This window comes from Streptomyces novaecaesareae (assembly GCF_000716875.1).
Lineage (GTDB): Bacteria > Actinomycetota > Actinomycetes > Streptomycetales > Streptomycetaceae > Kitasatospora > Kitasatospora novaecaesareae.
Map to the genome: position 1 here is coordinate 37,112 of NZ_JNWQ01000041.1, position 21,244 is coordinate 58,355.

The 21,244-nt window shown below is 73.6% G+C and carries 18 protein-coding genes and 1 tRNA gene; 6 read left to right on the forward strand and 13 right to left on the reverse strand.

Annotated elements, in window-relative coordinates; translation table 11 throughout:
- Positions 1–15 precede the first annotated feature (15 nt).
- From rpsG to OP86_RS17850, 4 genes are all read right to left on the reverse strand, one after another.
- Positions 16–486: a 30S ribosomal protein S7 gene (gene rpsG, locus OP86_RS17835; protein WP_030055803.1), complete on the reverse strand. Its 471-nt coding sequence runs from the start codon at positions 484–486 to the stop codon at positions 16–18.
- 2 nt (positions 487–488) lie between these two features.
- Positions 489–860 carry a 30S ribosomal protein S12 gene (gene rpsL / locus OP86_RS17840; protein ID WP_014144289.1) on the reverse strand — a complete coding sequence of 124 codons (372 nt, stop codon included), beginning with the start codon at positions 858–860 and terminating at the stop codon, positions 489–491.
- 380 nt (positions 861–1,240) lie between these two features.
- A complete protein-coding gene (locus OP86_RS17845; protein ID WP_030055802.1) occupies positions 1,241–2,842 on the reverse strand; it encodes a DUF2142 domain-containing protein in 1,602 nt (533 codons plus the stop codon).
- Between the two features lie 50 nt (positions 2,843–2,892).
- Positions 2,893–4,557 (reverse strand): hypothetical protein, encoded by a 1,665-nt coding sequence (locus OP86_RS17850; protein ID WP_157849769.1) that lies wholly within the window; start codon positions 4,555–4,557, stop codon positions 2,893–2,895.
- A 320-nt stretch (positions 4,558–4,877) separates the two neighbouring features.
- Between OP86_RS17850 and OP86_RS17855 the strand changes: the two genes are divergently transcribed.
- The 4 genes from OP86_RS17855 (at position 4,878) to OP86_RS17870 (ending at position 9,934) form a co-directional block, all read left to right on the forward strand.
- The gene (locus OP86_RS17855) at positions 4,878–5,699 is read left to right on the forward strand and encodes an ABC transporter ATP-binding protein (RefSeq protein ID WP_051830201.1); all 822 of its coding nucleotides are present in this window, start codon (positions 4,878–4,880) and stop codon (positions 5,697–5,699) included.
- Positions 5,696–7,333: a GumC domain-containing protein gene (locus OP86_RS17860; protein ID WP_030259745.1), complete on the forward strand. Its 1,638-nt coding sequence runs from the start codon at positions 5,696–5,698 to the stop codon at positions 7,331–7,333. Before OP86_RS17855 ends, OP86_RS17860 begins: the two co-directional genes overlap by 4 nt.
- A 135-nt stretch (positions 7,334–7,468) precedes the next feature.
- The gene (locus tag OP86_RS17865; protein ID WP_051830202.1) at positions 7,469–8,755 is read left to right on the forward strand and encodes a DUF2786 domain-containing protein; all 1,287 of its coding nucleotides are present in this window, start codon (positions 7,469–7,471) and stop codon (positions 8,753–8,755) included.
- Between the two features lie 66 nt (positions 8,756–8,821).
- A complete protein-coding gene (locus OP86_RS17870) occupies positions 8,822–9,934 on the forward strand; it encodes an ADP-ribosylglycohydrolase family protein (RefSeq protein ID WP_030259751.1) in 1,113 nt (370 codons plus the stop codon).
- Between the two features lie 60 nt (positions 9,935–9,994).
- Here the strand turns inward: OP86_RS17870 and OP86_RS17875 are convergent, their stop codons facing one another.
- The 4 genes from OP86_RS17875 to OP86_RS17890 all read right to left on the reverse strand — a co-directional run bounded on the left by OP86_RS17875 (position 9,995) and on the right by OP86_RS17890 (position 14,419).
- Positions 9,995–11,320, reverse strand: a complete 1,326-nt coding sequence (locus OP86_RS17875) for a serpin family protein (RefSeq protein ID WP_051830203.1) — start codon at positions 11,318–11,320, stop codon at positions 9,995–9,997.
- A 37-nt stretch (positions 11,321–11,357) separates the two neighbouring features.
- Positions 11,358–12,383, reverse strand: coding sequence for an ADP-ribosylglycohydrolase family protein (locus OP86_RS17880; protein ID WP_051830204.1), 1,026 nt, complete (start codon positions 12,381–12,383; stop codon positions 11,358–11,360).
- Positions 12,384–12,397: 14 nt separating this feature from the next.
- On the reverse strand, positions 12,398–13,612 hold the full coding sequence (locus OP86_RS17885) for a cytochrome P450 (RefSeq protein WP_030259758.1): 1,215 nt from the start codon (positions 13,610–13,612) through the stop codon (positions 12,398–12,400).
- 66 nt (positions 13,613–13,678) lie between these two features.
- Complete coding sequence (locus OP86_RS17890; protein WP_030055789.1) at positions 13,679–14,419, reverse strand: SIR2 family NAD-dependent protein deacylase; 741 nt, start codon at positions 14,417–14,419, stop codon at positions 13,679–13,681.
- 112 nt (positions 14,420–14,531) lie between these two features.
- Between OP86_RS17890 and OP86_RS17895 the strand changes: the two genes are divergently transcribed.
- Together OP86_RS17895 and OP86_RS17900 are read left to right on the forward strand one after the other, a co-directional pair.
- A complete protein-coding gene (locus OP86_RS17895; RefSeq protein ID WP_030055788.1) occupies positions 14,532–15,596 on the forward strand; it encodes an ATP-binding protein in 1,065 nt (354 codons plus the stop codon).
- Positions 15,593–17,386: a vWA domain-containing protein gene (locus OP86_RS17900; RefSeq protein ID WP_030055787.1), complete on the forward strand. Its 1,794-nt coding sequence runs from the start codon at positions 15,593–15,595 to the stop codon at positions 17,384–17,386. The genes OP86_RS17895 and OP86_RS17900 overlap by 4 nt, the downstream gene beginning before the upstream one ends.
- Positions 17,387–17,477: 91 nt before the next feature.
- Here the strand turns inward: OP86_RS17900 and OP86_RS17905 are convergent, their stop codons facing one another.
- The 5 genes from OP86_RS17905 to OP86_RS17925 all read right to left on the reverse strand — a co-directional run bounded on the left by OP86_RS17905 (position 17,478) and on the right by OP86_RS17925 (position 21,151).
- Positions 17,478–18,110, reverse strand: a complete 633-nt coding sequence (locus tag OP86_RS17905; RefSeq protein WP_051830205.1) for a hypothetical protein — start codon at positions 18,108–18,110, stop codon at positions 17,478–17,480.
- 170 nt (positions 18,111–18,280) lie between these two features.
- Complete coding sequence (locus OP86_RS17910) at positions 18,281–18,961, reverse strand: response regulator (RefSeq protein WP_030055785.1); 681 nt, start codon at positions 18,959–18,961, stop codon at positions 18,281–18,283.
- The gene (locus tag OP86_RS17915; protein ID WP_030055784.1) at positions 18,958–20,145 is read right to left on the reverse strand and encodes a sensor histidine kinase; all 1,188 of its coding nucleotides are present in this window, start codon (positions 20,143–20,145) and stop codon (positions 18,958–18,960) included. The genes OP86_RS17910 and OP86_RS17915 overlap by 4 nt, the downstream gene beginning before the upstream one ends.
- Positions 20,146–20,227: 82 nt before the next feature.
- Positions 20,228–20,902, reverse strand: a complete 675-nt coding sequence (locus tag OP86_RS17920; RefSeq protein WP_030055783.1) for a DUF4097 family beta strand repeat-containing protein — start codon at positions 20,900–20,902, stop codon at positions 20,228–20,230.
- Between the two features lie 175 nt (positions 20,903–21,077).
- A tRNA-Met gene (locus OP86_RS17925) sits at positions 21,078–21,151 on the reverse strand.
- Between the last annotated feature and the right edge of the window lie 93 nt (positions 21,152–21,244).

Consider the following 21,244-nt stretch of genomic DNA (forward strand, 5'->3'; position numbering starts at 1 on the left):
GTGACGGGGTACGGACTACCAGCGGTAGTGCGCGAAGGCCTTGTTGGACTCGGCCATCTTGTGGGTGTCCTCGCGACGCTTCACGGAAGCGCCCAGGCCGTTGCTGGCGTCGAGGATCTCGTTCATCAGGCGCTCGGTCATGGTCTTCTCGCGACGGGCGCGGGAGTAACCGACCATCCAGCGCAGCGCCAGGGTGCTGGCGCGGCCCGGACGGACCTCGACCGGAACCTGGTAGGTCGCGCCACCGACACGGCGGGACTTGACCTCGAGGGCCGGCTTGACGTTCTCCAGCGCGCGCTTCAGCGTGACGACCGGGTCCGAGCCGGTCTTCTCACGGACGCCCTCAAGGGCGCCGTAGACGATCCGCTCGGCGGTGGAGCGCTTGCCGTGCAGCAGGATCTTGTTGACCAGCTGGGTGACGACCGGGGAGCCGTAAACCGGGTCGATGATGACCGGGCGCTTCGGGGCGGGGCCCTTACGAGGCATTCTTACTTCTCCTTCTTGGCGCCGTAGCGGCTGCGAGCCTGCTTGCGGTTCTTGACACCCTGGGTGTCAAGCGAACCGCGGATGATCTTGTAGCGGACACCAGGAAGGTCCTTCACACGACCACCGCGCACCAGCACGATGGAGTGCTCCTGCAGGTTGTGGCCCTCGCCCGGGATGTAAGCGGTGACCTCGATCCCGCTGGTGAGGCGCACACGGGCGACCTTGCGGAGAGCCGAGTTCGGCTTCTTCGGGGTGGTCGTGTACACACGCGTGCAGACCCCACGGCGCTGCGGGGAACCCTTCAGCGCGGGAGTCTTGTTCTTCTCGACCTTGTCCTGCCGGCCCTTTCGGACCAGCTGCTGGATCGTAGGCACCGTTTCTCCGTTTTCTGTGTGCCAAGGCTTGGTGGAACTAACCTGCGGTGTCTCCCTCGCACACGGCCCCGTGGTTCGACCCACGCGGTCGGGTGTGTTGGGCTTGTTACGACACGGAATCCCATGGCTGATGTACAGCGACGGCGCTCTACGCGCGGGGCGCTGTGAGGCGCTCCGGCTCGGCGCGGCGACCGGTGTGCATGCACGCACAAGGACCCGGGGACACCCCAGGCACAAGGTCAGAGCGTACCTAGCGCATCGGGCGCGGTCAAAACAAATGCAACGCCGCAGGTCGCGGGGCTTGCGCCGGAAGCGGTACCGGAGCCCGCCCGGAACGGGGGCCCTGTACCACAACCGCGCTCCCCCCGCACGGCGAAACCCTACGCCTCCACGTGGGCCCCGGCGAGCCGAGTGCGGCCCCCCGCGTCCTCCGCTCCGGGCACCTCGGACGGCTTCGGCCCGGTCCGCTCCCGGTTGTCCGAGACGGCCGCGAACAGCCCGAACGCGAGCGCGGCCAGCGTGTACACGGCCAGCCAGAGCGGCCAGCTGCCGGGCGGGGTCCAGTGGGCCGGGCTGATCAGCAGCGGGCCCTCGGTGCCGTCGGCGTTGCGGCGCAGCGCCCAGAGGAAGGCGGCGGCGTTGACCAGGGCGAGCGAGAAGCTGGAGATCACCAGCAGTCGGCGCCAGGCGAAGCCGCCCCAGGGCAGCCGCTCGTGGCAGAGCGCGGCGCACATGATCGGCAGTCCGACGGCGAACGGCAGCAGGTAACGGCCCTGCCAGATCATGCCGAGCTGACGCGCCTGCATGGCCTGTGCCGCTATCGGTATCACCACGATGCCGACCATCACGCCGACGATCGCCAGGGTGTCCCGGAACCGGGCGTAGCACAGCGCGAGCATCGCCAGGGAGAGCACCACACCGCACCAGACCAGCAGCGTCGCGGCCGGCGGCTGTGCGTCCAGCCAGCCGAAGTAGCCGATCATGTGCTTCATGTAGAGCAGGCCGTTGTCGAAGGTCTTCCGGGCCGCGCTCAGCGGGGTGAGGTCGCTCGGGGTGTCGATGACCGAGTTGTCCGGGTGGCTCGACGACCAGACCAGGGCCGAGCCGGCCGCGGCCAGCGCCCCTGCACCCCAGGCCCAGGCCACCTTGCGGCGCAGCACGTCGCGCACCGCGCCCTTCTTGCTCAGCAGCAGCCCGAAGAAGAGGGCCCCGGCGAACCAGATCAGACCCAGCGGACGGATGCTGATCAGCACCAGTGCGCCGATGCCCAGCCGGGCCAGCCGGCGGTTCAGCAGGTACGGGTCCGGGCTCATCAGCATCGGCAGCCCGGCGCTCCAGACCAGGATGCCCGCCGCGATCTCCGGGCCGCTCGGGTTGACCACCCCGAACATGAACAGGGCCATCGGGGTGGCCGCGGTGATCACCCCGAGCAGGGTGAAGGAACGCCTGCGCCACTCCGCCGCCGAGACCACCGCGCTCGCCACCAGGGCGGAGCAGATCAGCGCCGACATCAGGCGCATCAGGTAGAAGGCCGCCTCACCGTGGACCAGGAGGCTGGGCCAGCCGACCGCGAAGTAGTACGCGGGGTGGTAGCGGCCGGCCGCCGTGGTCACCAGGGTCGTGCCGGGGCGGTCCCTGAGCTCCGGCGCGCAGGAGGCGGGCCGCTCGGACCGGAAGACGTAGCAGGCGTTGACGTCCTTCAGGTCCTGGTAGATGCGCGGGAGGACGACGCCGGTCTCGGCGAACTTGCCGTCGATCCCGCCGACCACGTGCGGGACCATGACCTCACGGCCCTCGACCTGGCCGCGGGCGACGGCTGCCGCCCGGATGAGGTGCGCGTGCTCGTCCGGCGAAGCGCCGGTCGGGGTGGAGAGCGACCAGGACGCGCTCAGGGCGAACAGGATCGCGAACGCCACGGCCCACAGCCGCCTCGGCGAGGACGCGAGCCGGTCGGCGAGGGACTTGACGGCGGTGATCATCATCTGGAATGGGGCCTTCGGGTCAGTCCGAGCTCACGGGGCGGGAACTGGCGCTACTTGATCATGCTGATCCATGACTGGTCGCCGTCCTTCGAGCACTGCCCTCCGGGCGCGAACTTCGGGCAGCTGCCGTCGAGGTTCCGAACGGTGTGCGACACCCACGGCAGGATGCGGTACGTGTTCTCCTTCGCCGGCATGTAGCGGTCGGACATCGACGAGGAGACCGTACCGAACAAGAACAGCAGAGCGAACAGCGTACCGATCACGGCGGCCTGCGGTCCGGGAGGGCCCGCCGCTGCGGGGCTTCCCCCGGCCTCGGCGGCCTGCCGGCGCTCGGCTATCCGCAGCGACACCAGGTGGGCCACCAGGGCGCAGAGCAGCAGGCCGCAGTAGAGCATCTGGTTGTTGGTCCGGGTGTAGAGCTGCACGGTCTGGGTCTCGTACATGTGCGAAGCGATGTACATCCGCATCACCCAGGCACTCGCGAACATGCAGCAGATGGTGACGACCAGGGGCTTGCGGATGCCGAGCCAGAGCGCGGCGCCCAGTGCGACGAACATCACCACGGCGAACAGGTCCATGCCGCCGAACTCGCCGGGCAGCGGCCACTCCCCGACCTTGCCCGGCATGTCCGTGCGCCACATCAGGAAGTACGCCGGGTCGGTGAAGTTGTCGAACCGGAAGGTGGAGTCCTTGGTGTCCTGCCCTTCCGTCAGCATGGTCACCAGGTAGCTGCCGCAGACCAGCAGGAACGCGGCACCGGTGACGACCAGGAAGGACAGGCCCTTGCGGCGGTCGGCCCGCCAGGGGAAGTACATCAGCGCCGCTACCAGCACGCCCGCCGCACTCCACAGGAACCAGCCGGAGTAGGTCAGGAACAGCAGCCCCAGCACCGCGCCGAAGCCGGCCGCCTTCAGCAGCAGCGGCCGCCAGGCCGCCGTCCCGCTGCGGCGCAGCTGCACCACCATCGCCACCAGGACCGGCACCAGGACCACCAGCACGGTCTGGCTGTACGGCTTGTAGGCGTCTATCAGGGCGAAGGCCGGCAGCACGCCGAAGGCGAGTGCGCGGACCGGGCTGAGCAGCATCCGCCAGGAGAGGTAGACCAGCGGGCCGAACGCGGCGGCGCCGAGGATCTGCAGGTCCTTGAAGGCGTACGCGGTGTTGCCGCCGCGGAACCACTCGGCGTAGTAGCCCAGGGTGTACAGCGGCGCCGGCGGGTAGACCGGCGAGCCCGAGGGCTGACCGTTCGCCACCGCGTGGGCCCACTCGACGATGCGCCCGCTGTCGCCGTTGAGGCCGAACATCGGCCAGGGCGTGCCGAGCAGGGCGATCACCGCGCCGCCCGCCACGAAACCACTGGCCAGGCCGGCCAGGCCGGCGGCCGAGAAGCGGGCCACCAGGCCGAAGTGCCGGCCGGAGCGCACGCGCATGGCGACCACCAGCGCCCCGAGCAGGAGCAGGCCGATCACGGCGAACCGCAGCTGCAGCGCGGCGAGCCCGCTCACCTGGGCGATCCGGTTCAGCGGGTCGAGCTTGAAACCGCCGGCCATCGCGGGCAGGACCAGCGCGGCCAGGAAGGCGACCAGCGCCTCGCCCGCGAGCAGCACCGGCGAGGAGGTCCAGAACCCGTTGCCGGAGCGGTGCTCCGACCCCTGGGTCCGCGAACGTCCACCCGGCGACGGGACTCGGGAGGCCTCCTGGGCACTGACTGTCACTGGAGCGGTCCTCGACTCGTGGTTGCTCGGCCGGCCCGACCGGCGCCTCTTCGCCGACGGGTCGCGGGTCGTACGGGATTTCAGGTGCGCGGTGGCTGCCCCGGGCATCATAGGTGCTTTACCTTGCGACGGGCGTGCCGGGCAACCGGCCGGGCGGCGGCGGGGCGGGCCGGAAGGCGGCCGGAACGGGCGTGCCTCCCCCGTTCGGCGCACACGCTCAGGGGATCCTCAACTCGGGCGACAGCCCGTTCGGGCAGTGACAGGCTGAAGCCCGAGACCTCCGTCCGGCACGAGCGTCCGGCACGAGCAGAAGGGCCGCAATGCAACCGTCAGCGCCACCGTCCTCCGACCTCCCCGGGCCGGGCACCCCGTCCGCCGTCAGCATCCGAGGACTGTGGAAGCACTTCGGCGCCCAGGCCGCCGTGGCCGGGCTGAGCCTGGAGCTGCCCGCCGGCTCCTTCATCGGCCTGGTCGGGCCGAACGGCGCCGGCAAGACCACCACGCTGTCGATGGTCACCGGACTGCTGCGGCCCGACCAGGGCACCGTCCTGGTCCACGGCACCGACGTGTGGGCCGACCCGGTCTCGGTCAAGGCGCGGATCGGCATCCTGCCCGAGGGCCTGCGGATGTTCGAGCGGCTCAGCGGGCGCGAGCTGCTGCAGTACACCGGGCGGCTGCGCGGCCTGCCGGGGGCCGAGGTGGACCGCCGGGCCGAGGAACTGCTGGCCGTACTGGACCTCGACCGGGACGCCGACAAGCTGGTCGCCGACTACTCCACCGGCATGCGCAAGAAGATCGGCCTGGCCGCGGCGCTGCTGCACAACCCCGACGTGCTGTTCCTCGACGAGCCCTTCGAGGGCGTCGACCCGGTCTCGGCGCAGACCATCCGTGGCGTGCTCAAGCGGTACGCGGCGGCCGGCTCCACGGTCGTTTTCTCCAGCCACGTGATGGAGCTGGTCGAGCAGCTCTGCGACTGGGTCGCCGTGGTCGACGCCGGGCGGGTGATCGCCCAGGGCCCGCTGGACACCGTGCGCGACGGGCGCAGCCTGCACGAGGCCTTCCTCGGCCTGATCGGCGTCCGCGAGGACGACGGCCGGGCGCTCGGCTGGCTCGGCGGCGGCCAGGCCGGGGGCGGGCAGTGACCACGGCCCGGGCAGTGGGCACGGCCGCCGCCCCCGTGCCCGACGGGCGGACGGTCGTCCGCGCGCTGGTCGCGCTCAAGCTGCGGCTGCTGCGCAACGGGCTGCGCCGCAGCCCCGGCCGTACCGCCGCCTACGTCATCGGCGCCGTCCTCGGCCTGGCCTTCGCGGGCGGCATCGCCTTCGCCCTCGCCATGCTGAACGGCCGCTACGCCGGCTCCGGGGACGCCGGCGTGATGCTGCTCGGCGTGCTCTGCCTCGGCTGGGCGGCGCTGCCGCTCTTCCTGTTCTCCAGCGACGAGAGCGCCGACCCGACCAGGCTCACCATGCTGCCGCTGCGGCCCGGCCCGCTGCTGCGCGGCTCGCTGCTGGCCGCGCTGATCGGGCCCGGGCCGCTGGTCAGCCTGGTGCTGGTGACCGGCGCGGCACTGTCCGGTGCCGACGGCGGCGCCTCGGCCGCGGCCGCGCTGGTCGGCGTGCCGCTCGCCGTGCTCTGCCTGGTCACGCTCTCCCGGGCGGTCGCCGCCGGCAACGCCCGGATGCTCTCCAGCCGCCGCGGCAAGGACTTCGCGATCTTCGGCGGGCTGCTCTTCGCCCTGCTCGTCCAGGCCGCCAACGTCGGCTCGCAGAGCATCCTCGGCCGGCCCGGCGAGCAGCTCGACCTCAGCCCGCTGAAGCCGATCGCCTCCGTGCTGCGCTGGATCCCGCCGGTCGGTGCGGTGGACGCGGCCCGCACCGCCGGCGAGGGCCGGTACGGGCTCGCGCTGCTCCAGCTCGCCGCGGCCGGCGCGCTGCTCGTCCTGCTGCTGCGCTGGTGGCGGAGCAGCCTGCAGGAGCTGATGGTCACCGCCGACTCCTCCACCCTGGAGGTGGCCCGCGGGGTGCAGGGCTCGCGCGGTTGGCGCTTCCTGCCCGAGGGCCGGGTCGGCGCCGTGATGCAGCGCCACCTGCGGTACGCCTGGCGCGAGCCGCGGGCGAAGGCCGCGGTGTTCACCAGCATCGGCATGACGCTGGTGCTCTGCGTGCTGTCGATGGTCCAGGGCTGGTCGAGCGTCTACCTGCTGGCGATGACCGGCATGTTCCTCGGGCTGCAGATGCTCAACCTGTTCGGCATGGACGGCTCGGCGTTCTGGATGGTCGCCGCCACCCTGCGCACTCCGGCCGACGCCCGGGACGAGCTGCGCGGCCGGGCGTACGCGGTGCTCTCGTACGCCCTCCCGGTCACGCTGGTGCTCGGTCTCGTCCTGGCCGCCGCCACCGGCGACTGGGCCGGCCTGCCGTCCGCGCTCGGCCTCGCGCTGGCACTGCTCGGCTGCGGGGTGGCGCTCGGCGCGGTGTTCAGCGTGCTCGCGCCGTTCACCATGCCCGCCGACAGCAACCCGATGCGCAACGCCGCCCCCGGGCAGGGCGGGCTGATCCTGCTCAACCAGTTCGGCTCGATGTTCGGTGTGGCACTGCTCACCCTGCCGGTGGGCGGCTACCTCGCCTGGGCACTGCTCTCGGACGGGCCGAGCTGGCCGGTGCTGCTGATCGGCCCGCTGTACGGCGCCCTGGTCGCCGTCGTCGGGGTACGGATGGCGGCCACCCGGCTGCTGGAGCGCATCCCGGAGATCCTCGCCAAGGCCATCGAGCGCTGAGCCGGCGGCGGGCCGGACGCGGGCCGGCGGCGCGGTCCGCCCGCCGTCCGGCCCCGGGCATCGGCCCGGGCTCCGGCATCATGGGCGGGAGGGACCAGGCCGTCGAGGCGCCGTCGAGGAGAGCAGGGACACACCGTGGGCAAGCGCGCGCAGCAGGGCGGAGACGCCGGACCGCTGCTGGAGCAGGCCGTACGGTCGGTGCTGACGGCCCCGGACGAGGGGCTGGACCTCGCCCTGGACACCGGGGCGTCACTGCTGGCCGCCTCGGTCGGGGGGTGGCCGGCGGTCAGCCGGGCGCTGCTGGGGCACGCGGACACCGCCGTCGGCCGCTGCTGGTCCGCCGGGTGGCGCCCGGCCGACCTGGCGCGGGTGGTGCGGCGCGGGCTGAAGCCCGTCCACCTGGCCCTCGCGGTCGACCTGATCGCCGCCGAGAACCGCCGCCACTCGGCGGCGGCCCTCGACCGGCGCTGGCAGGAGCAGCTGCGCGAGCTGGAGGCCGAGGCCTGGTGGCCCGGCGACGAGGAGTACCTGGGGGCCTTCGCCCACCGGCACCGGCTGGACCGCTTCGCGCTCGCCACCGCCGTCCTGGAGCTGCTGCGCACCTGGGGGCGGCTGCCGCCGATCGCCCCGGTGGGGCCGGCCCCCGGGCAGACGGCACGGCCGCGGTCCGCCGGACCGCAGCACCCCGGGCCGACGGCCGGCGAGCCGCGGATGCTGGCCCGGATCCGGGCCCTGCTGGCCAAGGCGGAGTCCACCGAGTACCCCGAGGAGGCCGAGGCGCTGACCGCCAAGGCCCAGCAGCTGATGGCCCAGCACAGCATCGACGAGGCGCTGCTGGCCGCCGCCGGCGCCGACCGCGACGCCCCCGCGGCACTGCGGATCGGCGTGGACAACCCGTACGAGGGACCGAAGACGATGCTGCTGGACGCGGTCGCGGCGGCCAACCGGTGCCGGGTGGTGTGGGCGAAGGAGTTCGGCTTCTGCACCGTGATCGGCTTCGACGGGGACCTGGACGGCGTCGAACTGCTCTACACCTCGCTGCTGGTGCAGGCCACGCACGCGCTCAACAAGGCCGGCTCCGGCCGGGACTCGCGCAGCAAGGCGTTCCGGCAGTCCTTCCTGGTCGCGTACGCGGCGCGGATCCGCGAGCGGCTGACCGCCGCCACCGAGCGGACCACCAGCGCCGCCGCGGCCGGCCGGCACCTGCGCGAGGACGGCACCGAGGAGCAGCTGCTGCCGGACGAGCGGCTGCTGCCCGCGCTCGCCGCCCGCTCGGAGGCGGTGGACGAGGAGGTCGGCCGGCTGTTCCCGAAGCTGGTCTCGCAGCGGGTCCGGGTCAGCGACGGCGAGGGCTGGGCGGCGGGCCGCGCCGCCGCGGACCGGGCCGCACTGCACGGACGCGCCGGGCAGATCCGCGGCTAGGCAGGCCCTGGGGCCCCAGGAAGACCTGATAGAACGTACTCCGCCACGAACGAAGGGGGATTCGACGTGACGGAGCCGGCGGCCGAGTCGGGGTACCGGGACCGGGTGCGCGGAGCGCTGCTCGGCGGAGCGATCGGCGATGCGCTGGGCTGGCCGGTGGAGTTCCAGCAGCTGCACCAGATCCAGGACCGGTACGGGCCACAGGGCGTGACCGCGCTGCCAGCCGGCCCCGGGCCGGTCGAGGTCACCGACGACACCCAGATGACGCTGTTCACCGCCGAGGGCCTGATCCGCGGCTTCGTCCGCGGCTGGACGGGCGGCGGCGGATCCGTCCCCGAGGCCGTGCACGGCGCCTACCGGCGCTGGCTGCTGACGCAGTACCAGCCCGCGCCGGACGCCGAACCGCAGCCCCGCCCGTACGACGGCTGGCTGCTGCGGCAGCCGTTCCTGTACGCGCGGCGGGCGCCGGGCAACGCCTGCCTCAGCGGGGTGTCCGAGCACCCGGTGTTCGAGGCGCCGTCCGTGATCGGACGGCCGGGGCCGATCAACCCGGGCTCCAAGGGCTGCGGCACGGTGATGCGCTCGGCGCCGTTCGGGCTGGCCCGGCTGGGTGCCGAGCAGGCCTTCGGGCTGGCCGTGCAGTGCGCCCAGCTCACCCACGGGCACCCGACCGGCTACCTCGCGGCGGGCGCCTTCGCGGCGCTGGTCGAGCGGCTCGTGAACGGGACGGAGCCGTGGGCGGCGGTCGGCGAGACCGTCGAGCAGATCCGCGAGCTGCCCGGGTCCAAGGAGACCGTCCAGGCGCTGGCCCGGGCGGTGCGGCTCGCCCAGGAGGCCGAGCCCTCGGCGGAGACGGTGGAGCGGGTCGGCCTCGGCTGGATCGCCGAGGAGTGCCTGGCCATCGCGGTGCACTCGCTGCTGGCGGCCACCCTCGACCCCGACCCGGTGCGCACCGCGCTGCTGCTGTCGGTGAACCACTCCGGCGACAGCGACTCGACCGGCGCGGTCTGCGGCAACCTGGTCGGGGCCGCGTACGGCGCCTCGGCGCTGCCCGCCGAGTGGGCCGGGGCGGTCGAGGGGCGGGCCGAGCTGCGGCAGGTCGCGGACGACCTGCTGGTGCTGTTCGGCAGCCGCGACCCGCTGCACCCGGGGCTCGGCGGGCGCTACCCGGCCTGGTAGGAGCCACCCCGCCTACCTGGGGCCGCCCCGCCTGGTTGGAGCTACCCCGCCCGGTTGGAGCTACTTCGCCTGGGGGTCGGCGACCTGACCGAGGAACAGCGGCCGCCCGCCCGAGGCGTCCCGGACCAGGAACAGGAACGGCCGGTCGATGTGCAGCTGGACGGTCCTGCTCGGGGCGGGCGCCGCCGCCACGCCGATCCCGACGCCGCTGCCGGCCGCCGCGACCGTACCCTCCTCGTCGACCTGCACGGTGGCCTTCTGCACCACCGTGCTGACGGCGAGCGGCGGCTCCTTGGCGATGCCGCCGAGGTCGGCGTTGTCGAAGGCCGAGTGGACGCCGAGCGAGCGCAGCACGGGGGTGAGCTCGTTGGACGTGTCGAAGTGGAAGCGCGGCAGCTGCAGGTCGACGGGCTGCTCGGCGAGGGCGCCGAGGATCCGGTCGAGCTGGGGCTGGTCCAGCCCCTTGGTGAAGGCCGCGAAGCCGCCCTGCGCGGGGACGATCAGGTCCATCACCACGTTGCCGTCCTTGTAGGGGAGTTCGACGGCCTGCCAGGGCTCGCCGACGATCCCGCCGGAGCCGTCGGCGTACTTGAACTCACCGGTCTGGCTCATGGTGGGGACGGACGGGGTGGAACCGTCGAGCTTGTGGAACGGGCGGTCCGCGGTGTGGCTGGGCTTGAACTCGGAGGCCCACTTCGCCTTGAGGTAGAGCGCGTCGGTGAGGACCACCCGGGTGTCCGCGTTGAGCTGGTTCGGGGCGAAGAGGTCCTTGATCCGTCCGTCGGTGGCCTTCTCCACGGCCGCGTTGACCGCCTTGCGGCTGCCCTCGGAGTCCTTCTTGAAGTCGGTGGTGTGCACTCCGGCGTCGAAGGCGGCGGCGAGGGTGGCCAGGTAGTCGGGCTCGACCGGGAAGCCCTGCTGCGTCCAGACCTGGTCGCTCTGGCGCAGGGTGAGCCCGTCGGTGGTCGGGACGGGTCGGTTCAGGGCGCCGGTGGCGAGGGCGTACTGCTTCGGGTCGAGGTCGGTGTGCAGGGCCTTGGCGAGCTCGTCGGCGGTCGCGCCGCGGGCGCCGGGCAGCAGCATCGCGAGCACGGTGGCCAGGCCGGACGGGGAGACCACGAGGTTGTGCCCGGCGTCGTCCGGCTTGGCGGTGAGGGCGTGCAGGAGGTCCAGCCCGAAGGCGTCGGTGGCCTTCGCGGTGGCCGCCGTCTGGGCCGGATCGACCGAGGGGCCGCCGGCCGGCGCGGAGGCCCTCACCTCCGTACCGGTCGCAGCCCCGGTGCTGCCGCACCCGGCGGCCAGCGGCGCGGCGAGCACGGCGGCCAGGAGCAGCGCCGCCGGGCGGCGGGGCGTACGACGACGGGTTCCGGTGCTGCTGTTCGTCATGGCCCTTCGACGCGGCACCCCGCCTTCGGGTTCCCTCTCAGTCCCAGAGCGCCCCGAGCGCCAGCAGCTCGTCCCGGTACTCGATCCGCTCGACCCACTCCCCGGGCCAGACCGCCTCGCCGTGGTGGGCGCCGGCGAAGGCGCCGGTCAGGCAGGCGAGGGAGTCGGAGTCGCCGCTGGAGTAGGCGGCCCGGCGCACGGCGGCGACCGGGTCGTCCGGCAGCAGCAGGAAGCAGAGCAGGCCGGTGCCGAAGGCCTCCTCGGCGACCCAGCCCTCGCCGGTGGCCAGGCACGGGTCGGCCTCGACGTCGGGTGCGGCGAGCGCGGCCTCCAGCTGGTCGAGCACCTGGAGGCAGTCCCCCCAGCCGCGGGCGAGGACGGCCTGCGGGGAGCTGCCGTACCAGCGGTCGGCGAGGTCGCCGAGCCAGAACTCGTCGTACCGCTCGCGGCCCGCCAGCGCGTACGCCCGCAGCACCGCCGGCAGTCCGGCCGGCGGGACGCCCTCGGCGAGCTTGCGGACGGCGTAGGCGGTGAGGTCGCTGGCGGCGAGCGCGGTGGGGTGGCCGTGGGTGAGCGCGGACTGCAGCTGGGCGGCGCCGGAGAGCTGCCGGGCGTCCAGGTCGCGGATCAACCCGATCGGGGCGACCCGCATGTTGGCGCCGCAGCCCTTGGAGCCGACGTCGCTCGCCTGCTGCCAGCGGTACTCGGGGCGGCTGAGCCGCTCGCAGGCCCGCAGGCAGGTCATGCCGGGGGCGCGGTTGTTCTCCGGGGAGCGCCACCAGTCGACGAACTCCTCGCGGACGGGCCGCTCCAGCCGAAGGGGCGTCAGCGGCCCGCGCTCCAGGGCGGTGCGCAGGCCGCGGCCGAGAGCGAGCGTCATCTGGGTATCGTCGGTGACCAACGCCCGCTCCGGCAACGGCAGTTGCCGCCAGTCCGGATGGTCGGCGGCGATCGCCTCGACGGTCTTGAACTCCGTCACCCGGCCGATCGCGTCCCCGATCGCCAGCCCCAGCAGTGCCCCCGTCGCCTTGCCCACGGCCGCTCCCCCTCTTCCCTCTTGCATCTCGTTACATCTCGTCACATCTCGACGAGCAGTTCCTTGAGCCCGCGGATCACGTAGCCCGGGTTCCACTCGGGCTCGCGGACCAGCCGCAGGCCCGGGGCCCGGCGCAGCAGGGTGCCGTAGGACTCGGTGAGCTCCAGTCTGGCGAGCGGGGCGCCGAGACAGAAGTGGATTCCGGCGCCGAAGGTGATGTGCGGGTTGTCGGTGCGGCCGAGGTCGAAGCGGTCGGGGTCGGCGAAGCGCTCGGGGTCGCGGTTGGCGGAGCCGAAGAGCAGGGCGATCTCGGCGCCGCGCGGGATGGTGACGCCGCCGACCTCGATGTCCTCCAGCACCCAGCGCTCGAACATCTGCAGCGGGGTGTCCCAGCGCATCAGTTCCTCGACGGCGGTGGGCAGCAGTTCGTCCACCGAGCCGCGCAGCCGGGCGAGTTCCCCGGGGTTGCGGAACAGCGCCCACCAGCCGTTGCCGGTGGTGTTGACGGTGGCCTCGTGGCCGGCGTTGAGCAGCAGCACGCAGGTGGAGACCATCTCCTGCTCGCTGAGCGCGTCGGAGCCCTCCTGGGCCTGGATGAGCGCGCTGATCAGGTCGTCGCCCGGGGCCGCCCGGCGCTCGCGGATCAGGGCGCGCAGGTAGTCGGAGAACTCGATGCTCGCGGTGACGGCCCGGCGGGCGGTCTCCTCGCTCGGGTTGAGCTCGAACATCCCGGTGATGTCGGCGGACCACGGCCGCAGCAGGTGCCGGTCGCTCTCCGGGACGCCGAGCATCTCGGCGATCACGGCGACCGGCAGCGGCTCGGCGACGGTGGCGATCAGGTCGCCGCCGCCGGCCGCGAGCAGCTCGTCGACGAGCTCGCCGGCCAGGCGCCGGACGGTCGGGCGCAGGCCCTCGACCATGCGCGGGGTGAAGGCCTTGGAGACGAGGCGGCGGATCCGGGTGTGGTCGGGGGCCTCCAGGTCGAGCAGCCCGTGGTCGTTCAGGGTGTGGAAGGGCTCGTGCGCCGGGTCGGGCTCGGGGCGGCCGAACTCCGCGTGGCTGAAGCGGTGGGTGTAGGTGCGGCCGAGCCGCCGGTCGCGCAGCAGCGCGCTGACGTCCTCGTGGCGGGAGACGAGCCACTGGTTCGTCGGCTCGAAGTACGTCACCGGCGCGTGTGCGCGCAGTTCGGCGTACGCGTCGTAGGGGTGGGCCACGAACGCCGCCGACCAGGGGTCGAACTTCGCCGTCGTCGTCATCGGAAGATCACTCCAGGCCGTCAGGGGGAGCCGGAAGGATCATCGTACGCATCCGGTACGTCCGTTTTAAGAGTGTTCGGTGAGCAACTTCCGCACCAACGCCGGAAGGGCGGCCGAGATCGGCTCCCGGATCACCTCGTCCGCCGCCTCGTCGAACGGCGTCGGTTCACCGTTCACCACCACCAGACGGGCGCCGGACTCCAGCGCGATCTGCGGCAGCGAGGCCACCGGGTAGACCTGCAGACTGGTGCCCACCGCGATGAACAGGTCGCAGGCCTTGGCGATCGCGTCTGCCTGCTGGAGCACCACCGGGTCCAGCGCCTCCCCGAACATCACCGTCCGCGGCCGCAGGATCCCCCCGCACTCCCGGCACGCCGGGTCCGGCTCGCCCGCCTCCACCCGCGCCAGCGCGTCCGCCATCGGGCCGACCACCCGGCAGCGCACGCACTGCACCTCCCGTGCGGTGCCGTGCAGTTCGAGCACCTTGCGGGCGGGCAGGCCGGACTGCCGGTGCAGCCCGTCCACGTTCTGGGTGAGCACCCGGACCGGCAGGCCGGAGCGCTCCAGCTCGACCAGCGCCCGGTGCCCGGCGTTCGGCTCGGCCGCCAGCGCCCCCGCCTCCCGCCGCATCACCCAGGCCGCCCGGCGCACCTGCGGATCGGCGAGGTACGGCCCGATGGTGACCATCCGCTGGGCCGACGGGTCCTTCTGCCAGAGCCCCTGCGGGCCGCGGTAGTCGGGGATGCCCGAGTCGGTCGAGATGCCCGCGCCGGTGAGCACGGCGATCAGGGGGCGCTTCGCGTTCATGCCCCGGACGGTACGGCCCCGGGCCCGCCCGCGGCCACCGAAAATCCGGGTGCGCCGCGTCAACTCCGGCCGCACACTGGGCCGGTCACCCGCCGTACCGCGAAGGAGCCCCGTGCAGGGAGCAGTCAGCGTCTCGCCCGCTCAGATCCCCGAGCTGCTGCTCGGACTGGCCACCGTCCGCCCGGTGTTCCTCTGGGGGGCTCCCGGGATCGGCAAGTCCTCCCTGGTCAGGGCGTTCGCCGAGTCGCTCGGCCTGGAGTGCGTGAGCCTGGTCGGCACCCAGCTCGCCCCGGAGGACCTGATCGGCGTCCCGCAGCTCACCCCGGAGGGCCGATCCCGGTTCTGCCCGCCCGAGCAGATCGCCCGCGACGAGCCGTACTGCCTCTTCCTGGACGAGCTCAACGCGGCCTCGCCGGACGTCCAGAAGGCCTTCTACTCGCTGATCCTGGACCGCCGGATCGGCTCGTACGAGCTGCCGCCCGGCTCGATCGTGATCGGCGCCGGGAACCGCGCCACCGACGGCGCGCTGGCCCGCCCGATGGCGTCCGCGCTGGTCAACCGCATGGTCCACGTCCATCTGCGGGCCAACGCCGAGGACTGGCTGCGCTGGGCGGCCGGCGCCGGGATCCACCCGTGGGTCGTCGACTACCTCACCGACCGGCCCGACCACCTGTGGTCCGCCCCGCCCAAGACCGAGGAGCCGTTCTCCACCCCGCGCGCCTGGCACATGCTCTCCGACGCGCTGCAGTCCTTCGGCCCGACCCTGGACGAGGGGACCCTCAAGGTGGTCGCGTACGGCCTGCTCACCCCGCAGCACGCGATCGCCTTCTGCGGCTACGCGAAGATCGTCCGCAACTCGTACGGCCTGGAGGCGATCCTCAAGGGCGACGCCCGCTGGCCGCACCGGCTGGAGGACCGCGACCTGCTCTACTACCTGGCCGACGCCTTCCGCGGACGCCTGGTCAAGGAGCTGCCCGCCAGCAAGGAGCACGCCTCCGGGGCGCAACGGCAGACCGCCTTCCGGGCCAAGTCGCTGCTGGTGCAGCTGGCCGAGATCTCGGTGGAGGTCGCCCAGACGGTGATCGCCGACGGCGCGGACGGCAACCCGGTGCTGCCCTCCTGGTTCCTGATCGAGGCCGCCCGGGACATGCCCCGGCTGGTCGAGGCCCGCCGGTGAAGCCCGCGGCGGCGAAGAAGAAGCCGGATCCGGGCGCCGAGGTCTTCGCCGAGGGCCTCGGCCTGCTGCGCCGCAACCCGGCCTTCGCCGCCCTGCCCGCCCAGGTCTGCCGCAGCGAGGAGTGCACGGTCTCCCCGCCCGACGGCTGGGCGGTGGTCGACTCCGACGGCACCGTGCACGTCAACCCGCGCCGCCGGGCCGAGCCCGAGGAGTGGGCCTGGGTGCTCGCGCACTGCCTGCTGCACCTCGGCTTCGGCCACGTCCCGGCCGCCCGCGGCTCCCGGGTCCAGCCGGACGAGTGCGCGGCCGCCGCCCGCTGCGCGGTGGTCAACCGCTTCCTCGCCACCTTCCCGGTCGGCCGCGCCCCGGTCGCCCTCCCGCAGGAGTACCCCGGCGGCGACGAGGAGGAGCTGGCCGCCCGCTGGCGCCGCGACGGCCTGCCGCCGGCCGGCGCCGCCGGGACGGCCGGCACCGCCGACCGCGACCAGCTGCTGGTCGAGTGGGACAACCAGTACCACGTGCCCAAGGACTGGGAGAGCGCCTTCGCGGCCGCGCTCACCCGCACCATGTCCGCCGCGATGGACCGGGCCGGCGGCCGGATCGACAGCGAGACCGGCGAGCGGCTGCCCGAACGGCCCTGGACCAGGGCGCTCAACTGGTTCGTCTCCTCGTACCCGCTGCTCGGCGGCATCGCGGCCGGGTTCACCGTGGTGGCGGACGCCGAACTCGCCCGGGCCCACGGGATCGCGGTCGCCGCGGTCAACGCCGAGGCCGGCGAGATCTACATCAACCCGCTGCGCCACCACACCGACGAAGAGTGGCGGTTCATCCTCGGCCACGAGATGCTGCACGCCGCCCTGCGGCACGGCGAACGCCGCGGCGGCCGGGACGCGTTCCTGTTCAACGTCGCCGCCGACTACGTCATCAACGGCTGGCTGCTGGAGATGGGCGTCGGCGACATGCCCGAAGGCCTCCTGTACGACCCGCAGTTGAAGGGCCTGTCGGCCGAGGAGGTGTACGACCGGATCGTCGGCGACCAGCGCCGGATCCGCCGCCTCGCCACGATGGCCGGGAAGAACCGCCCGGACATCCTCGGCGAACCGCTGGACCGCGGCCCGCGCGACTACGTCGACCTCGACGACTTCTACCGGCGCGGCCTGCAGCAGGGCTTCGAGCTGCACCAGCGCCAACGCGGCCTGCTCCCGGCCGGGTTGGTCGAGGAGATCCGCGCACTCGCCCATCCCCCGCTCCCCTGGGACGCACAACTGGCCCGCTGGTTCGACGAGTTCGTGCCGAGCCCGGAGCCGGTGCGCAGCTACTCCCGCCCCGCCCGCCGGCAGTCCGCGACCCCGGACATCCCGCGGGCCGGCCGCTACCGCCCCGAGGAGGAGGTGCCGCGCTGCACCTTCGGGGTCGTCCTGGACACCTCCGGATCGATGAGCCCGACGCTGCTCGGCAAGGCGCTTGGCGCGATCGCCTCGTACGCCGCCGCCCGGGACGTCCCGGCCGCCCGGGTGGTGCACTGCGACGCCGCCCCGCACGACGCCGGGTACCTCCCGGTCGAGGAGATCGCCGGGCGGGTCCGGGTGCGCGGCCGCGGCGGCACCGTCCTGCAGCCGGGCATCGACCTGCTGGAGCGGGCCGGGGACTTCCCGCCCGGGGCGCCCGTGCTGGTCATCACCGACGGCGAGTGCGACGTGCTGCGGGTGCGCCGCGAGCACGCCTTCCTCGTCCCCCGCGGCGCCGGGCTGCCGTTCACCCCGCGCGGACCGGTCTTCCGGATGAGCTGACGGTCATCACACGGCGGGCACCGGACATCGCGCGGCGGGCACCGGACATCGCGCGGCGGGCACCGATCACACCGCGGGCACCGCGCCGAGGTCAGACCAGCACCGGCCGCGGCGTCGCGGCGGCCGGACGGGCCAGCGGGCTCAGCGCCACCAGGAAGCAGCCGGCGGCGAGCGGGATCAGCGCCAGGTCGGCGGCCGAGGCGACCGTCCCGAGCAGCACCAGGACCGGGCTCCACCAGCGCAGCGCCCGGGCCGGGCCCACCGAGGCGGCGACCAGCAGCGCCAGCAGGCCGACGTAGAAGAGCAGCGGGCCCACCTGGTAGACGGCGGGCAGCACGCCCGGGACGCCCTGCACCCGGTCGAACAGCCGCGACTGCTCGGCCTTGTCCGCCGCCGCCAGGCCGACGACCAGGTCGATCCCGATCTGCACCAGGGAGGCCGCGAGCCCCGCGAGGGCCGTTCCCAGCGCCGCGCCCGCGGCCACCCGCCCGGCCGTCGTGCCGCGCGGGGCGAGCAGTCTGCGCAGGGCGAGGAAGACCGGGGCGAACAGCAGCAGCCCGGCGAACATCGCGGTGTGGCCGGCCGTCCAGCCCAGGCCCGGCTCCCGGGAGCCCGGCACCAGCCGGATGCCGCCGTAGAGGGCCATCAGCGCGGGGGCGCCGACGACGGCGTACGAGGTGAGGCGGGTACTGCTGCCGGCGGTGCTGCGAGCGGCGGCGTTCATCTGCGATCTCCTGCGGTGTCCGTGATCCGTTCCGACACCGCACAGCCTGTCTGCCGGGGCCCTCGTCGCGGATCGCCCGTACCGGCGAACCGGCCGCCTCCCCCGCAGGGGGGAGCCCGGCTCAAGCCCCGCAGGGGGAGCCCGGCTCAGGCCCCGCAGGGGAGCCCGGCTCAGGCCTCCCCCGCCACCACCGCCCCCGCCTCGTACGCGAACACCACCGCGTGCACCCGGTCCCGCAGCCCGAGCTTGCTCAGCACATTGCTGACGTGCGTCTTCACCGTGTGCTCGCTGACCACCAGCTCCGCCGCGATCTCCGCGTTGGACAGCCCGCGCGCGATCAGCCGCAGCGTCTCCTGCTCGCGCAGGGTCAGCTGCTCCAGCAGCCCGGACGGCGGCCGCACCGCCCGATCCGGCGCGCCCGGCCGGCGGGCGGCGAACTCGCCGATCAGCCGCCTGGTCACCGAGGGCGCGAGCAGCGCCTCCCCCGAGGCGACCATCCGCACCCCGTGTGCCAGATCGTCCCGCCGGACGTCCTTGAGCAGGAAGCCGCTGGCCCCCGCGTACAGCGCGTCGAAGACGTAGTCGTCGATGTCGAAGGTGGTCAGCATGATCACCTTGGTGGCCGGGAACTCCGCGCACACCCGGCGGGCCGCCTCCAGCCCGTCCATCACCGGCATCCGGACGTCCAGCAGCAGCACGTCCGGGCCGTGCTCGCGGACCGCCTCGACCGCCTCGGCGCCGTCGCAGGCCTCGGCCACCACCTCGATGTCCGGCTGCGCGTCCAGGATCATCCCGAACCCGGCCCGCACCAGCTCCTGGTCGTCCGCGACGACCACCCTGATCGGCTTCATCCGCCCGCCCTCTCCACCACGCCGCCCGCCCCCAACGGCAGCCGGGCACTCACCAGGAAACCCTTGCCCTCCGGCCCCGGGCCGGCCTCGGCCCGCCCGCCGCAGGCCGCCGCCCGCTCCCGGATGCCCACCAGCCCGCGCCCGCCGGACCAGCCGACCACCGTACGGCCGACGGCCGGCGCCACTCCGCGGCCGTTGTCCGAGACCACGACCTCCAGCTCCTGGCCGCCCCGCCGCACCCTGATCGCGGCCCGGTCGGCCCCCGAATGCTTGACCGTGTTGGTCAGCGCCTCCTGCACGATCCGGTAGGCCGCCGCCTCCACGTCGGCGGGCACCGCGCCCAGCCCGTCGGCGACGTCGAGCTCCACCTGCAGACCGGCCCGGCGCACCCGCTCGGCGACCGCGCCGAGTTCCGCCAGCCGGGGCTGCGGCGCCAGCTCCTGGCCGGCCCCCTCCTCCTTCAACACCCCGAGCACGCGCCGCAGTTGGACCATCGCGTCGCGCCCGGCGTCGGCGATGGTGTCGAACGCGCGGATCGCCCGGTCCGGGTTACTGCGCACCACCACCGGCCCGGCCTCGGCCTGGATCACCATCAGCGAGACGGCGTGCGCCAGGATGTCGTGCATCTCCCGCGCGATCCGGGCCCGCTCCTCCGCAACCGCGCGGGCCGCCTCGCTCGCCGCCCGCTCGCCCGCGTCCCGGGCCCGCTCCGCCTCCAGCCGGGCCAACTGCCGCTGGGCGCGCACCAGCGAGCCGAACACGAAGGTACCGACGGAGGTGACCAGGCTGAACAGCGCGCCGTTCGGCGAGTGGGTGCCGAGCACGTTGCCGACCACCACCACCGCCAGCACACTCCACCGCGCCCGCTCCGAGGAGCGGTCCGCGACCGTGTAGAAGGAGATCACCCCCGACAGCGGCACCTGCGGGTTCGCGGAGTGCGCCACGATCGAGATCAGCAACGACGGCAGGGTCGCCAGCACCAGCACCGTCAGCGGTGCCCGGCGCCGCCAGGGCAGCGACAGCGCGGTCGCCACCGCCAGCAGGTAGATCCACCACGGGCGGGCCGTGTCGTCCTGGGCCACCGCCCAGACCGCCACCCCCGCCGCCGCCCCCGCCAACAGCGAGTCCGGCACGTACGGACTCAGCCCGGTCAGCCGGTTCAGCCGACCCGACGCACGCTCCACCCCGGTACCTCCCCCGTAACCGGGGACGCCGCCCCCGCGGAGAAGATCATGCCCTACCGGCAGGGCCTCCGGAACGGCCCGGTCAGACACCGCTGACCGTCACACCGCCGGACCCGGTGGTCGCCGTGATGCTGTGCGCTGCCCCCGGCTGCGAGGGGATGCCCACGTCCACCCCACCGGACCCGGCGCGCGCGTCCACCGCGTACGCCTCCCCGGTCGGCACCTTCAGCCGCACCCCGCCGTTCGTCGTCCGCGCCTCCACCTTGGCCGGCGCGGAGGAGAAGTCGGCCCGCACCCCGCCGTTCACCGCGGTCAGCTTCGCCTGCGGGGAGCTCAACCCGCTGGCCTCCACCCCGCCGTTGGTCACCTCGGCTTCCGCCTCGCCCGCGAGCCCGTTCAGCTTGATGCCGCCGTTGCCCTCCTTCACCCGGACCTTCGTCCCGGCCGGCACGTGCACGGTGTACCCGATCCCGCAGGAGTCGCAGTCGTACGTCAGCCGGAGCACGCCGTCCTTGACCTCGTGCGTGCTGTTCGGGGCGCCCCCCTTGTAGTTCTGCTCCTCGACCACGTGCACGCCGTCACCGCCGCCGATCACCTCCACGCCGCCGTTCTGCCCCTCCACGACGAGCTCCCTGACCGGCTCCGCCACCCCGTAGCCGACCGTCCGGTGCTCCTGGTCGTCCCCGATCGGCAGGCAGCCCGACATCCCGACCAGAACCCCCGCCGTGATCGCCACCGCGCCCAGCACCCGCTTCATCCCCGGCCCCTTCGAAAGCCCGTCATCCCGACGCCGAGAAGCCTCCCGCGGCGGCCCCCTCCCCCACCTCCCTCACCAGAGCGGTTCGCCGGCCTCCCCCGCACGAGGGAGCCGCCCCCGGGAACGACGAAGGGCCCGGAGGCTGAGTGCCTCCGGGCCCTTCGTTGCTACTGAGTAGCGGGGACAGGATTTGAACCTGCGACCTCTGGGTTATGAGCCCAGCGAGCTACCGAGCTGCTCCACCCCGCGTCGGTAAACACGACCTTACGCGACTTCGCCCGGATTACCTAACCGGTTTCCCGCCGGCCCCTGCCGAAGCCCCACCGGCCCCCCGGCCGGCGC